14 protein-coding genes are annotated in these 12,423 nt (G+C 59.6%); 8 read left to right on the plus strand and 6 right to left on the minus strand.

Going from position 1 to position 12,423, the window contains the following annotated elements; genetic code table 11:
* Nucleotides 1-19: 19 nt before the first annotated feature.
* Together ACM6IO_RS15840 and ACM6IO_RS15845 are read right to left on the minus strand one after the other, a co-directional pair.
* Complete coding sequence (locus ACM6IO_RS15840) at nt 20-331, minus strand: AzlD domain-containing protein (protein ID WP_167362959.1); 312 nt, start codon at nt 329-331, stop codon at nt 20-22.
* Nucleotides 331-1,029, minus strand: coding sequence for an AzlC family ABC transporter permease (locus ACM6IO_RS15845; RefSeq protein ID WP_032828797.1), 699 nt, complete (start codon nt 1,027-1,029; stop codon nt 331-333). The genes ACM6IO_RS15840 and ACM6IO_RS15845 overlap by 1 nt, the downstream gene beginning before the upstream one ends.
* A gap of 379 nt (nt 1,030-1,408) precedes the next feature.
* On the opposite strand from ACM6IO_RS15845, the gene dapA reads away from it, so the two are divergent.
* From dapA to ACM6IO_RS15860, 3 genes are all read left to right on the plus strand, one after another.
* Nucleotides 1,409-2,281, plus strand: coding sequence for a 4-hydroxy-tetrahydrodipicolinate synthase (gene dapA, locus ACM6IO_RS15850; RefSeq protein ID WP_192229226.1), 873 nt, complete (start codon nt 1,409-1,411; stop codon nt 2,279-2,281).
* 64 nt (nt 2,282-2,345) lie between these two features.
* Nucleotides 2,346-2,747, plus strand: a complete 402-nt coding sequence (locus ACM6IO_RS15855) for a DUF2784 domain-containing protein (RefSeq protein ID WP_008030239.1) — start codon at nt 2,346-2,348, stop codon at nt 2,745-2,747.
* A 427-nt stretch (nt 2,748-3,174) separates the two neighbouring features.
* Nucleotides 3,175-4,092: a LysR family transcriptional regulator gene (locus ACM6IO_RS15860; RefSeq protein WP_008043223.1), complete on the plus strand. Its 918-nt coding sequence runs from the start codon at nt 3,175-3,177 to the stop codon at nt 4,090-4,092.
* A 2-nt stretch (nt 4,093-4,094) separates the two neighbouring features.
* Here the strand turns inward: ACM6IO_RS15860 and ACM6IO_RS15865 are convergent, their stop codons facing one another.
* Entirely contained in the window at nt 4,095-5,672 is a 1,578-nt protein-coding gene (locus ACM6IO_RS15865) for a sensor domain-containing diguanylate cyclase (RefSeq protein WP_414911819.1), read from the minus strand.
* Nucleotides 5,673-5,750: 78 nt separating this feature from the next.
* The gene (locus tag ACM6IO_RS15870; RefSeq protein WP_192229224.1) at nt 5,751-6,278 is read right to left on the minus strand and encodes a DUF3087 domain-containing protein; all 528 of its coding nucleotides are present in this window, start codon (nt 6,276-6,278) and stop codon (nt 5,751-5,753) included.
* 213 nt (nt 6,279-6,491) lie between these two features.
* Here ACM6IO_RS15870 and ppnN point away from each other — a divergent pair, with 213 nt between their 5' ends.
* The gene (gene ppnN, locus ACM6IO_RS15875) at nt 6,492-7,865 is read left to right on the plus strand and encodes a nucleotide 5'-monophosphate nucleosidase PpnN (protein WP_008034560.1); all 1,374 of its coding nucleotides are present in this window, start codon (nt 6,492-6,494) and stop codon (nt 7,863-7,865) included.
* A gap of 185 nt (nt 7,866-8,050) precedes the next feature.
* Here ppnN and ACM6IO_RS15880 read toward each other — a convergent pair whose 3' ends face one another.
* Together ACM6IO_RS15880 and ACM6IO_RS15885 are read right to left on the minus strand one after the other, a co-directional pair.
* A complete protein-coding gene (locus ACM6IO_RS15880) occupies nt 8,051-9,115 on the minus strand; it encodes an alpha/beta fold hydrolase (protein WP_008043220.1) in 1,065 nt (354 codons plus the stop codon).
* 116 nt (nt 9,116-9,231) lie between these two features.
* Complete coding sequence (locus tag ACM6IO_RS15885) at nt 9,232-9,495, minus strand: DUF2790 domain-containing protein (RefSeq protein ID WP_223436512.1); 264 nt, start codon at nt 9,493-9,495, stop codon at nt 9,232-9,234.
* Nucleotides 9,496-9,722: 227 nt separating this feature from the next.
* On the opposite strand from ACM6IO_RS15885, the gene ACM6IO_RS15890 reads away from it, so the two are divergent.
* The 4 genes from ACM6IO_RS15890 to ACM6IO_RS15905 all read left to right on the plus strand — a co-directional run bounded on the left by ACM6IO_RS15890 (nt 9,723) and on the right by ACM6IO_RS15905 (nt 12,269).
* Nucleotides 9,723-10,463, plus strand: coding sequence for a response regulator (locus tag ACM6IO_RS15890; protein ID WP_008033593.1), 741 nt, complete (start codon nt 9,723-9,725; stop codon nt 10,461-10,463).
* Nucleotides 10,464-10,662: 199 nt separating this feature from the next.
* Nucleotides 10,663-11,055 (plus strand): hypothetical protein, encoded by a 393-nt coding sequence (locus ACM6IO_RS15895; protein ID WP_414911820.1) that lies wholly within the window; start codon nt 10,663-10,665, stop codon nt 11,053-11,055.
* Nucleotides 11,056-11,199: 144 nt separating this feature from the next.
* Entirely contained in the window at nt 11,200-11,934 is a 735-nt protein-coding gene (locus ACM6IO_RS15900; protein WP_414911821.1) for a substrate-binding periplasmic protein, read from the plus strand.
* A gap of 110 nt (nt 11,935-12,044) precedes the next feature.
* Complete coding sequence (locus tag ACM6IO_RS15905) at nt 12,045-12,269, plus strand: hypothetical protein (protein WP_032829103.1); 225 nt, start codon at nt 12,045-12,047, stop codon at nt 12,267-12,269.
* Nucleotides 12,270-12,423 lie beyond the last annotated feature (154 nt).

Raw genomic sequence — 12,423 nt, forward strand, 5'->3', positions numbered from 1 at the left:
ACAGTTTTGCGCTCCCGGCTCAGAGCCACCAGCGCAGCAAAAAGAAAAAGCCCATGCTCAACAACATACTGAGCAAGGTGTTGCGGGTGTACAGCACCAGCCCCACCGCCACCAGTGAACTGATCAGGTACGGGTTGTCCCATTGCAGGTTCAGCTGTTTATCCGGCATGAACACAATCGGGCCGCAGATCGCGGTCAACATGCCCGGCACCGCAAAGCCGAGGAATTGCCGGGCGTTGCTGCTCAGGCGCAGCGGCAGCCGCGGCTCGAGAAATACATAACGGTTGAGGAACACCAGAATCCCCATACCGACAATCACCGCCCAGACCATCATGTGCGTCCACCGTAGAATTTGTTGCAGATGAAGCCCGCCGTCATGCCCGCTAACCCCGACAACACCAGCGCCGAGCCCCATTGCCAGTAACTGAACAACACCGAGCAAAACAGCGAAACCGCTACGCAAACCACGGTCGGTACGTTGCGCACCACCGGGGTGATCAGGGCAATGAAGGTCGCGGCGATGGAGAAGTCCAGGCCCAGATGTTCCAGGCCGGGAATGCTGCTGCCCAGCACGATGCCGGCCAGCGTGAAGAGGTTCCAGGCGATGTAAAACGTCAGGCCGACGCCCAGGGCATACCAGCGGTTGAATTGCTGTTTGTCATGCTGGCTGGTCAAGGCGAACAGCTCATCGGTGAGCAAAAAACCCAGCCCAGCACGCCAGCGACCCGGCAGCGGCGAAATCACCGAACGCATGCTCATGCCGTAGAGCAAATGCTGCGACGTCAGCAATAACGTGGTCAGCAGAATTGAAAAGATTCCGGCACCGCCCTTGAGCATGCCGATGGCCACCAATTGCGCCGCCCCGGCAAACACGATGCTCGACAACCCCTGGCCTTGCAGCGGCGTGAGGTTGGCTTCGATGGCCATGGAGCCGGCCAGCAATCCCCACGGCGCGGTCGCCAGGGACAACGGCATGATCGCCGCGGCGCCGCGAAGAAAGGCGCTGCGTGGCATGAGTGAGTGAGTCATAACGCTCTACAAACAGGAAAAGACGCCTGACTGTGCCAGCAGTCGCGCCCTATGGCTTGAACAATCTTGCGCACTTGTGCCGATTTTGGTGATTGACAAAATTCCCGCCGACTCTTAAAACTGAGCGCTTCATTCAGGGTGTAAGCAAACATGTCCGCAACCTTCAACCTCAACATTGACGCCATTGGCTTGATTGCCAAGGCGCAAGGTTGCGTTGCGCACGCCCTCAAATCGAAGAAACAGTCGCTCATGTGACCGGGGCGCGCTGTCCCGTCAGATGAGCTGACAGGACATTGAGCGCGACGGGCACCCTCCCCCTGCTTACTTCCTTCTACGCTTCTGACGGTGACGAAATCGGTCAACTTTCAGGAGTAAGTGCATGTCATCGTTTCAAGGTATCTGGGTTCCGCTCGTTACGCCGTTTCAACACGGTGCGATCGATTTCGTCGGGTTGCGCCGACTCGTCAGCCATTTGCTGGACAAAGGCGTCGATGGCCTGGTGGTCTGCGGCACTACCGCTGAAGCGGCGGCACTGAGCAAACATGAACAACTGGCGGTGCTGGATGCCGTGCTTGAATGGGTGCCTGCGGATCAGGTGGTCATGGGGTTGGCCGGCAACAACCTGACCGAACTGCTGCAATTGCAGAGCGAAATCCTCAAGCGGCCACTGGCCGGGTTGCTGGTGCCGCCGCCGTACTACATTCGCCCGTCCCAGGCGGGCCTTGAAGCGTTTTTCAAAACGGTTGCCGATGCGTCCACTGTGCCGATCATTCTGTACGACATCCCGTATCGCACCGGCATCGCCTTCGAACAGGCAACGTTGCTCAACATTGTGGCCCACGAGCGAATCGTCGCGATCAAGGATTGCGGCGGCAATCAGGGCAACACCCTGGCGCTGCTGACCAGCGGCAAGGTCAACGTGTTGTGCGGCGAAGACAACCAGATATTCAGCGCCCTGTGCCTCGGTGCCAAAGGGGCGATTGCCGCCTCGGCGCATGTGCATCCGGAGTTGTTCGTGACGCTGTATCAACAGATCCGCGACCAGCGGTTGGCGGAAGGACGGGCGACGTTTTTCCGGTTGTTGCCGCTGATTCAAAGCCTGTTCATTGAACCCAATCCTGCCCCGGTGAAAACCGCACTGGCCCTTGAAGGCTTGATCGACGACGAACTGCGCGCGCCGATGCAACGCAGCAGTGAGGCCATGGTGCTGCGTCTGAAGGCCGTGCTCGCCGGGCTGGGCAGCAAACAATAGATAGAGCGCCGACGCCCCGCCCGAGTACCATGGAGTGATTCGCATCACGCGTCAGGGAGTCGCCATGCTTTACCGGATCGCCGCCGATGGGCTGGTGCTGTTTCACCTGTTGTTCATTCTGTTCGTGCTGTTCGGCGGGCTGCTGGTGCTCAAATGGCGCCACCTGGCCTGGTGGCACCTGCCGGCCGCAACGTGGGGGATTGCGGTCGAAGTGTTCCACCTGACCTGCCCGCTGACACAGTGGGAAAACCTCATGCGCAGCGCGGCCGGGCAGACCGGCTATGGCGGTGGTTTCATCGAACATTATGTGTGGCCGGTGATTTACCCGGCCGGGTTGACCCCGAGTATTCAGTTGGGACTCGGCGGCGTGGTGCTGGTGATCAACGTGTTGGTCTACGTTCGAGTGTTCAGGCAGCGCAAGTCACGCCGGACGTCCACCCTTTCAAATACCACACGATCCCTGTAGGAGCCGGCTTGCTGGCGATGGCGGCCTCAAATTCAACGTAGTGTTCGAGGGCCTCATCGCTGGCAAGCCAGCTCCTACAGGGGTTGGGTTGGCCAATAAATTTCAGACAGCCCGCGATTTTGTAGGAGCCGGCTTGCCGGCGATGGCGGCCTCAAATTCAACGCAGTGCTCAAGGGCCACTTCGCGGGCAAGCCTCGCTCCTACAGGGGTTGGATTGGCCGATAAATTTCAAACAGCCCGCGATTTTGTAGGAGCCGGCTTGCTGGCGATGGCGGCCTCAAATTCAATGCAGCGTTCGAGGGCCTCTTCGCGGGCAAGCCTCGCTCCTACAGGGGTTGAGGTTGGCCTATACATTTCAGGTGGCCGCGATTTTGTTTTCGTTGCTCCAGACATTCATTTCCAGGCCGTTCGTTCGAGGATTCAGAACATGTTGTCGATTGAGGACCTGGCGTTGCTGGAGGCCATTCGGGAAACCGGCAGCCTGTCGCGCGCGGCGGTGCACCTGGGCAAGGCGCCATCGACCGTGTCGTATGCGGCGCGGCAACTGGAAGAGCGTTTCGACGCCTTGCTCTTCGATCGCCGCCGCTACCGCTTGCAGCTCACCCCGGCCGGGGAATTGCTGGTGAACGAGGCGGCGCGGCTGATGCAGGACGTCTCGCGCCTGACCCAACGGGTGCAGCAAGTGGCCAATGGTTGGGAGAGCCGCCTGTGGATCGTCACCGACGAACTGCTGGAGTTCGAAACCCTGATCCCGGTGATTCACGAGTTCGATGCGCTGGAGTCCGGCGTGCCGTTGCGCATCACCCAGGAAGTGCTCAAAGGTGTCTGGGAAGCCCTTCGCGAAGGCCGTGCGGACCTGATCATCGGCGCCACCAACGAACCGCCGGCCATCCCTTCCTTGCGCTGGATGCAGTTGGGGGAAATGGAATGGGTGTTTGCGGTCTCACCGAAGCACCCGCTGGCCAAGGCCAAGGAACCGATCTCTCGGGCAACGGTGACGCAACACCGGGCGATTGTCGTGGCCGACTCCTCCAGAGTCACCGAAGGCAGCACTTATGGCGTCTCCGGCGGACAACCCGTGCTCGCCGTGCCGACCATGCGCGCCAAAATCCTCGCCCAGTGCGACGGCCTGGGCGTGGGGTGGCTGCCCAAACATCGGGTCGGCTCGTTACTGAAAAACGGCACGCTGGTCGAAAAACAGATGGCCGACCCGCGCGAGCCGAACATTCTGTATGCCGGCTGGCGTGGCGACCATGACGGTCGCGCCCTGGGTTGGTGGCTGGAAAAACTCAAGCAATCGTACCTGGCGACCCAACTGGTTCAGGGCAGCGGTGGGTTTGTTTGAGTTCAGTTGGCAATGACGCTCATGTTCCTGCCGCTGGCCTTGGCCACGTAAAGCGCCTTGTCCGCAGCGCCCACCAGGTCGTTCGGCTGGGCCTGTGATGCCGGATCGTAAGCGGCGACGCCGATACTGACCGTCACCATGCCTTCTGCGCCTTCACGGTGGGGAATACCGGCCTGCAACACCGCACGACGGATTTTTTCCGCCACCAGAAACGCCCCCACATAGTCAGTCCCTGGCAGCACCGCCGCAAACTCTTCACCGCCGTAGCGCGCCGCCAGATCCCCGGGCCGCTTGATGTTGTCGGTGATGATCGCGCTGATGTTGCGCAAACATTCGTCGCCGGCCACATGACCGTAATGGTCGTTGAACAGTTTGAAGTGATCGACATCGATCATCAGCAGCGCGAGGCCGCTCAGGCTGCGCCGGGCGCGACCCATTTCCGAGTGGATGAACAGGTCGAACTGACGCCGGTTGGACAGCCCCGTCAGCGCGTCTTCCAGAGCCAGCAATTCCAGGCCGCGATTGACCTCGAGCAGTTTGTCCTGAGCGTCCAGCAGTTGGTTCTGAATGCGGTTCTGCTGCTTCATCAGATTGATCAGGCGAAAACCCAGTACACCGACAAAACCCAGCAAAAGCGTAACGATGCCAGCACTGAGCAAAGACTCCTCACGCCAGCCGTCCAGGACTTCCTCCTTGTCGAGAGCGGTGAAAACAACCAGCGGATACCCCTCGACCCGGCGAAATCCCACCACCCGCACAACGCCATCTACCATGGATTTGAATGTTGCCGTCCCTGAACTCCCCGAGGGCAACAACTGCTTGAACAGCGGGCTGTTGGCGAGGCTGGTGCCAATATCCGCTTCGTTGAACGGCCGGCGAACGATGATGGTGGCGTCGTCGGCGATCAGGTTGATTACGCCGTTGCGGCCCATGTCGATGCTGTCGTACAGGGTCAGGAAATGATTGAGATAAATCGTCGCCAGCGCCACACCGGCAAAACTCCCATCGGCATGATTGATCCGGCGCGACACCGTCATGATCCATTCGCCGCTGGAGCGGCTTTTGATCGATGGGCCGATATGAGGTCCACGGTCGGGATGATTGCGATGGAAGATGAAATATTCACGGTCGGCATTGTTGGCGTCGGTCAGGGCGGCGCCGTTGGAGTTGGCAATCCAGCGCCCCGTTTCGTCATAGACAAACAGGCCATGCAACTGACTCAACTCACTGCGCTGGGCGCTGAGCAAGCGCTCCAGATGTGGCAGGCCGGCCGGGTCGAAGCCGTCGTTTTCGAGGCGTTCCACCAGCGTAAACAGCAGCGTATCGGCCTGCTTGATCGTCGCCTGCGCTTGCGAGGCCAGGGTCTGCGCAAGGTTGGACATCGCCACTTCCTTGTCATGCAGATGATACTGGCGCGAACTCCACGCTTCCCAGATCACGATGACAATCATGGACAGGCACACAGCAACAAGCAGTACCACCGCGGAGCGTACCTTGATCCTGGCACCGGCCTGTTCGGTGACCAAAGGCACGCTGTGGCGCAATTGTTCAATTCGGTCTTTGACAGACGGGTTACCCATGACGCTCCCTGAATCCTGATGAATGGCGACTGATCCCGTTCGCCTTTTTATTATCAATGTGCCTTGATCCTGTACCGGTTAGCGTGGCGTCTGTTTCACGGCCTCAAGCCACGCCGGGTTCAATTGCGTCTGTTCGGTCTCGATGCCCAGCGCTTCCATTCGTGCCTTGTGCAGGTCCATTTCACGTATCAATTGGCTGTGATCACTGGAGTTACCGTCCAGTTGGTGCATCTGGCTCAGCCCCAGGTGATAAAAACGCAGCAGCTTCATGGCACTCGGATCACCCGCGTCCACCGCCGCCGTCACCTGGTGCATGACGTTGGTGATGCTCATCAGGCTGCGCTTGAGCTGCCAGCCGTAGACCGCCGGCGCCATCCACTCCTGGGTCCAGAATTTGCCGCGCATCAGCGCCGCCATCAACAACACCGCGACAAACACGCCACCCACGTTGAAGCGTAGATTGTCGCCCCCCGGTTCGCCGAACATCGCCACCGCCGCGGTGGACAAAACCATCGCCAGGGCGAGGAAAACCAGGGCGATGATGATCGTGCTGCGGCGCGTCTGGCTTCGATAGATTTCTGGGTTCTGCGGCTGGATTTCAAACATCGCGACGGGATTCCTCAGGCGGCGTGAGCAAAAAGACTGCGGGGCATTATCGCCTCTGCGAGGGATTTAGCTATGCTGGGGCTCCTTTTCATCTTTTCATCGTCAAAGGGGAACATGGCGATACTGCGCAGTTCGTGCCATCTTCTTTCGTGGATACATACTATTCGGATGTCATGCGTCCTCGGCGGGTGACATCGTTTTAAGGATCATTGAATGTCCCAACGACAAGTAATCAACGCTTCGGTCAGCCCCAAAGGTAGCCTGGAAACCCTCTCTCAACGTGAAGTACAGCAACTGAGCGAAGCCGGATCCGGCAGCACCTATACCCTCTTCCGCCAGTGCGCCCTGGCCATTCTGAATACCGGCGCCCATGTCGATAACGCCAAGACCATCCTCGAAGCCTACAAGGACTTCGAAATCCGCATTCACCAACAAGACCGCGGTGTACGCCTTGAACTGCTGAACGCCCCGGCCGACGCATTCGTCGATGGCGAAATGATCGCCAGCACCCGGGAAATGCTGTTCAGCGCCCTGCGCGACATCGTCTACACCGAAAACGAACTCGACAGCCAGCGCATCGACCTGAGCAATTCCCAGGGCATCAGCGACTACGTGTTCCACCTGCTGCGCAACGCCCGCACCCTGCGCCCCGGCGTCGAGCCGAAAATCGTAGTGTGCTGGGGTGGCCACTCGATCAACACCGAAGAATACAAATACACCAAGAAAGTCGGCCACGAACTGGGCCTGCGCAGCCTCGACATCTGCACCGGTTGCGGCCCCGGCGTGATGAAAGGCCCGATGAAAGGCGCGACCATCGCCCATGCCAAACAACGCATTCACGGTGGCCGTTACCTCGGCTTGACCGAGCCCGGCATCATCGCCGCCGAAGCGCCGAACCCGATCGTCAATGAGCTGGTGATTCTGCCGGACATCGAGAAACGCCTGGAAGCGTTCGTGCGTGTCGGCCATGGCATCATCATTTTCCCTGGCGGCGCGGGCACGGCTGAAGAGTTCCTGTACCTGCTCGGCATCCTGATGCACCCGGACAACAAGGGCCTGCCCTTCCCGGTCATCCTCACCGGGCCGAAACACGCGGCGCCGTATCTGGAACAACTGGACGCGTTCGTCGGCGCCACCCTGGGTGACGCGGCGAAGCAGCATTACGAGATCATCATCGACGACCCGGCTGAAGTCGCGCGGCAGATGACTGCTGGCCTCAAAGCGGTGAAACAGTTCCGCCGCGAGCGCAACGACGCGTTCCATTTCAACTGGCTGCTGAAGATCGACGAGGGCTTCCAGCGCCCATTCGACCCGACCCACGAAAACATGGCCAACCTGAAACTGAGCCGCAGCCTGCCGGCCCATGAACTGGCCGCCAACCTGCGTCGCGCGTTCTCCGGCATCGTCGCCGGCAACGTCAAGGACAAGGGCATCCGCCTGATCGAAGAACACGGGCCGTACCAGATCCGTGGCGATGCGGCGGTGATGCAGCCGCTGGATCAGTTGCTCAAGGCTTTCGTGGCCCAGCACCGGATGAAACTGCCGGGCGGCGCGGCGTATGTGCCGTGTTATCGGGTGGTTGCATAACCAAACCCTGTAGGAGCCAGCTTGCTGGCGATGAGGCCTTGCATCAAAGCAATGGTCGAGGGCCTCTTCGCGGGCAAGCCTCGCTCCTACAGAGTCGGGGTTGACCCATACCGCGACTTTGTAGGAGCCGGCTTGCTGGCGATGGGGCCCTAAAGCCTTGCGCTGCGCATCAAGCCGGTTCCGTTTTACAGGTTATCCGCGTCGATCACAGCCTTGGCAAAGGCTTGCGGATCTTCCTGCGGCAAGTTGTGGCCGATGCCACCGCTGATGAGGCGGTATTCGTATTTGCCAGTAAAACGCTTGGCGTAATCCTCGGCGGCCGGATGCGGCGCGCCGTTGGCATCGCCTTCCATGGTGATGGTCGGCACCGTAATCACCGGGGCCTTGGCCAGTTGCTGCTCCAGCGCTTCATACTGGGGTTCGCCCTGCACCATGCCCAACCGCCAGCGATAGTTGAAAATCGTGATAGCGACGTGATCCGGGTTGTCCAGGGCCGCCGCGCTGCGGTCGAACGTTGCGTCGTCGAAGCGCCATTTTGGCGATGCCAGCTCCCAGATCAACTTGGCGAAGTCGTGACGATTCTTTTCGTAGCCAGCCTGGCCGCGCTCGGTTGCGAAATAGAACTGGTACCACCATTGCAACTCGGCCTTGGGCGGCAGCGGGTTCTTGCCCGCAGCCTGATTGCCGATCAGATAGCCGCTGACGGCGACCAGCGCCTCGACCCGCTCCGGCCAAAGTGCGGCAACGATGTCCGCCGAGCGCGCGCCCCAGTCGTAGCCACCCAGCACCGCTTTCTTGATCTTCAGTGCATCCATGAAGTCGATGACATCACTGGCCAACGCCGCAGGCTGGCCGTTGCGAACAGTCTTGTCGGACAGGAAATGCGTGTCACCGTAGCCCCGTGCGTAGGGGATCAACACCCGGTAACCCTTGGCCGCCAACAACGGCGCCACTTCGCTGTAGCTGTGAATGTCGTACGGCCAGCCGTGCAGAAGAATCACCACCGGCCCATCGGCGGGGCCGACTTCGGCGTACGCCACACTCAGCAACCCGGCATTGACATGCTTGAGCGGGCCGAACGTGTCCGCCTTGAGGGTCGCCGCACTCGCCACCACGGGCTCGGCAGTCGCGGCTTGCGCACTGGCAGCCCCGAGAGCACCGAGCTGCATCAGCGCGAACGCGAGGACCGAGGGGCCAAGGAAACGGCGACGACGCGAGGCGGAAGTACTGCTCAACACATTGATCTTCATGGTGATATCCCTGCAAGTCATTGATCGGGTGTTTGGACGACATGAATCAGCCATCGCGGGGCGCTAAGCAAACGGTGCGTTGCTCGACATCGACTGCGATGAGCGTAGTGGAAAGATCAGCCGCCCTGATTCGCGCAGTCTGCGAATTTGCTGTACCCGGCGACTTTCTGTGCGCCATTGGAATCGAGGTAGGTCAGGCGGGCATCGACAATGCCGCAGGTGCCGCCGCCGTTGTCGACAATGGAAACAACCTTCTTGATATCCAGGTGCGTGCCGTACGCAGTGGTCTGCGCCGGCGCTTGAACATCGGCATGAGCCGAAAATGCGGCAACGTTCAGGACGGCGAAGAAGCTGGCGGCAATCAGTTTGTTCCAGTTCATGATGAAATCCTCAGGGTTGCAATGGGCAATGGTTGCGAGGCAAACCGTGTTGTCTCGATGGAGCCCATTTAATCGACCCGAGGTATCTGCCATGTGTCTTAGAACCCGCGGAATTGAGGCGTAAGGTGTCAAACAGGGCAGCGGATACACTGTGATACAAAGCCTGTGGGCAGGTGCACCGTGGCTGCCTAGAATGCGCAACGTGCGAATAACAAGAGGGTTGAGCAATGGAACATGTAAACCACATCCTGATCGTCGACGACGACCGGGAGATTCGCGAGCTGGTCGGCAATTACCTGAAGAAGAACGGCCTGCGCACCACGGTGGTTGCCGACGGCCGGCAGATGCGCAGTTTTCTGGAAGCCAATCAGGTGGACCTGATCGTGCTGGACATCATGATGCCCGGCGATGACGGCCTGGTGCTGTGCCGCGAGTTGCGCTCGGGTAAACACAAAGCGACGCCGATCCTGATGCTCACCGCCCGCAACGACGAAACCGATCGTATCCTCGGCCTGGAAATGGGCGCCGACGACTACCTGACCAAACCCTTCGCCGCCCGCGAGTTGCTGGCGCGGATCAACGCCGTATTGCGCCGTACGCGAATGCTGCCGCCCAACCTGCTGATCACCGAAAGTGGCCGACTGTTGGGTTTCGGCCGCTGGCGCCTCGACACGACTGCCCGCCATCTACTCGACGAAGACAACACGATGGTCGCTCTCAGTGGTGCCGAGTACCGCTTGTTGCGCGTATTCCTCGATCACCCGCAACGGGTACTCAGCCGCGACCAGTTGCTCAACCTGACCCAGGGACGCGATGCCGACCTGTTCGATCGCTCAATCGATTTGCTGGTGAGCCGTTTGCGCCAACGCTTGATGGATGACTCGCGCGAGTCGACCTACATCAAGACCGTGCGCAGCGAAGGCTATGTATTCTCCTACCCGGTGGAAATGCTCGGCGCAGAATCATGAAGCGTGCCTGGCGCTGAACACGACAGCCCTTCACATCCGAAGGGTTTTGTATCCGTCTGTATAAGAACCCGCGACAGATACGCAGACAGCGATTTCGCCGGGTTCGAGCACACATCACCGATACACCCGGGCGTTTAACTGTGATCACCGGATAGCAGCAGCTACCGACCCACTCAAACTAAACGCACGGAGAATCACCATGATCAATTTCTCGAAAGTTTCTTCCCTGGAACTCGGTCTGGCACTGGTCGGTGGTCTCGGCCTGTCGAATCTGGCCTCGGCCAGCACCGTGAGCGCGGTGTCCCACGGCCAGATCCAGCAACTGCTGGTGGAAGGTGGCTCGGACCGGCTGCAACAGAACCGCGTGGCTGAAGGCGGTGCCGATCGCCTGCAAGAGCTGCGCGAACGTGTCGCCGAAGGTGGCGCCGATCGTTTGCAAGAGCTGCGTGAACGTGTTGCTGAAGGGGGTGCCGATCGCCTGCAGGAACTGCGTGAACGTGTCGCCCTGATCAGCCCGGACAACGCCGTACGCGGCGGCGTGATCGTGGCGGAAAACCGCGCAGAGTTCGGTTCGAAATATCAGCGGTATTGATCGCGATCTACATCGCAACAAAGATCCCCTGTGGGAGTGATACCCATAAATCCTCAGGTCTGACGCAAAAGCCCGCTCAATTGCGCGGGACAGTGACTGCACGCTCGTACTAAGCTTTGTGCCACATTCGATCAAGGACGATTCATGAAGCGCATCGCCGTTTGCCTGCTGTCTCTTTTGACGTTCACTGCGGTCGCGGCAGACCTGAACATGCTGACTGACAACCACCCGCCCCTGCATTTCCAGCAAGGTAAACAGCTGGTGGGGTTTGGCGTGGATGTGGTGCAAGCACTGGCCGACATGGCTGGCGACCAGGTGCACTTTCAGCAAGTCCCGCTACTGCGCGCCTTGCACGTGGCCAGCACCGAGCCCGCCACGGGGGTGTTCACCGTGTTGCGCACTGCCGAGCGTGATGGCCAGTATCAGTGGGTCGGTCCGCTGATGGAGGTGGAAACCGCTCTGTATTCCACTGAAAGTACCCGGCAGCCGGTGCGCAGTCTGCTGGAGGCCGGTCATCAGGGTCGCATTGCCGTTCCGCGAAAATGGCTGGTCTACAGCTACTTGCAGAAGCAGGATGTGAACAATCTGTACGGCGTGGAAACCCCCGAACAAATGATGCGTCTGGCCCGCCTGGGTCGCGCGGAGTTCGTGGTGGCCGACACCCTTTCCGTCGCTACCATGGCCCGTGAAGAAGGAGTGCCACCCGAGCAGTTGCACTACCAGATACCGCTGATGAAGGAAGCCACGTATATCGCTTTTTCGCCGTTGACCGACCCGCGCCAGATTGCGCGCTGGCAACAGGCGCTGAACACGATGCGCCAGGACGGGCGCCTGGAACAGCTCAAGCAGCGCTGGCTGGCAGACCGCACACCACGCTGACGGCGTGGATCAACGTTCTCGATAAAGACTATGCGTCAGGGTGTTTTTTCATCGTGATGTTCCAGGACTACTGTGGGCCCATCTTCTTCCCACAGTTCTGGAGCTACATCATGAAAAGCATTATCGGTCTTGGTTTCGTTCTTTCGGTTCTTGGTGCTACATCGGCCATCGCTGCCCCGCATGCTACGTTGCCAGTGGTGGCGGCGGCGAAGGTCAGTCAGCCGGCTACGTTGAATGTGAATACGGTTGGTGTTGATCGTAAAGATACTCAGGCGAGTACGTTGTATGTCGCTGAAAACCGTCCTGAGTTTGGGTCCAAGTATCAGCGTTATTGATTGGCTGGTTTGTGCGGCTTTGAATAGGAAACCCCGAGAGGATTTGGTCTTTTCGGGGTTTCTTTGTTTGGGTGTATATCCGTTTTTTTTGTGATGGCTGATATTGGTTCCGCCCTTACGGCGGGTCACTTGGAAGAGCGCCAAGTAACCAAGC

The organism is Pseudomonas sp. IT-P44 (assembly GCF_949768225.1).
In the GTDB taxonomy this organism is placed as follows: domain Bacteria; phylum Pseudomonadota; class Gammaproteobacteria; order Pseudomonadales; family Pseudomonadaceae; genus Aquipseudomonas; species Aquipseudomonas migulae.

Bases quoted from the DNA above. Each gene is read 5' to 3' on its own strand.
- ACM6IO_RS15840 (WP_167362959.1), bottom strand. From the start codon at position 331: ATGGTCTGGGCGGTGATTGTCGGTATGGGGATTCTGGTGTTCCTCAAC.
- ACM6IO_RS15845 (WP_032828797.1), bottom strand. From the start codon at position 1,029: ATGACTCACTCACTCATGCCACGCAGCGCCTTTCTTCGCGGCGCCGCG.
- dapA (WP_192229226.1), top strand. From the start codon at position 1,409: ATGTCATCGTTTCAAGGTATCTGGGTTCCGCTCGTTACGCCGTTTCAA.
- ACM6IO_RS15855 (WP_008030239.1), top strand. From the start codon at position 2,346: ATGCTTTACCGGATCGCCGCCGATGGGCTGGTGCTGTTTCACCTGTTG.
- ACM6IO_RS15860 (WP_008043223.1), top strand. From the start codon at position 3,175: ATGTTGTCGATTGAGGACCTGGCGTTGCTGGAGGCCATTCGGGAAACC.
- ACM6IO_RS15865 (WP_414911819.1), bottom strand. From the start codon at position 5,672: ATGGGTAACCCGTCTGTCAAAGACCGAATTGAACAATTGCGCCACAGC.
- ACM6IO_RS15870 (WP_192229224.1), bottom strand. From the start codon at position 6,278: ATGTTTGAAATCCAGCCGCAGAACCCAGAAATCTATCGAAGCCAGACG.
- ppnN (WP_008034560.1), top strand. From the start codon at position 6,492: ATGTCCCAACGACAAGTAATCAACGCTTCGGTCAGCCCCAAAGGTAGC.
- ACM6IO_RS15880 (WP_008043220.1), bottom strand. From the start codon at position 9,115: ATGAAGATCAATGTGTTGAGCAGTACTTCCGCCTCGCGTCGTCGCCGT.
- ACM6IO_RS15885 (WP_223436512.1), bottom strand. From the start codon at position 9,495: ATGAACTGGAACAAACTGATTGCCGCCAGCTTCTTCGCCGTCCTGAAC.
- ACM6IO_RS15890 (WP_008033593.1), top strand. From the start codon at position 9,723: ATGGAACATGTAAACCACATCCTGATCGTCGACGACGACCGGGAGATT.
- ACM6IO_RS15895 (WP_414911820.1), top strand. From the start codon at position 10,663: ATGATCAATTTCTCGAAAGTTTCTTCCCTGGAACTCGGTCTGGCACTG.
- ACM6IO_RS15900 (WP_414911821.1), top strand. From the start codon at position 11,200: ATGAAGCGCATCGCCGTTTGCCTGCTGTCTCTTTTGACGTTCACTGCG.
- ACM6IO_RS15905 (WP_032829103.1), top strand. From the start codon at position 12,045: ATGAAAAGCATTATCGGTCTTGGTTTCGTTCTTTCGGTTCTTGGTGCT.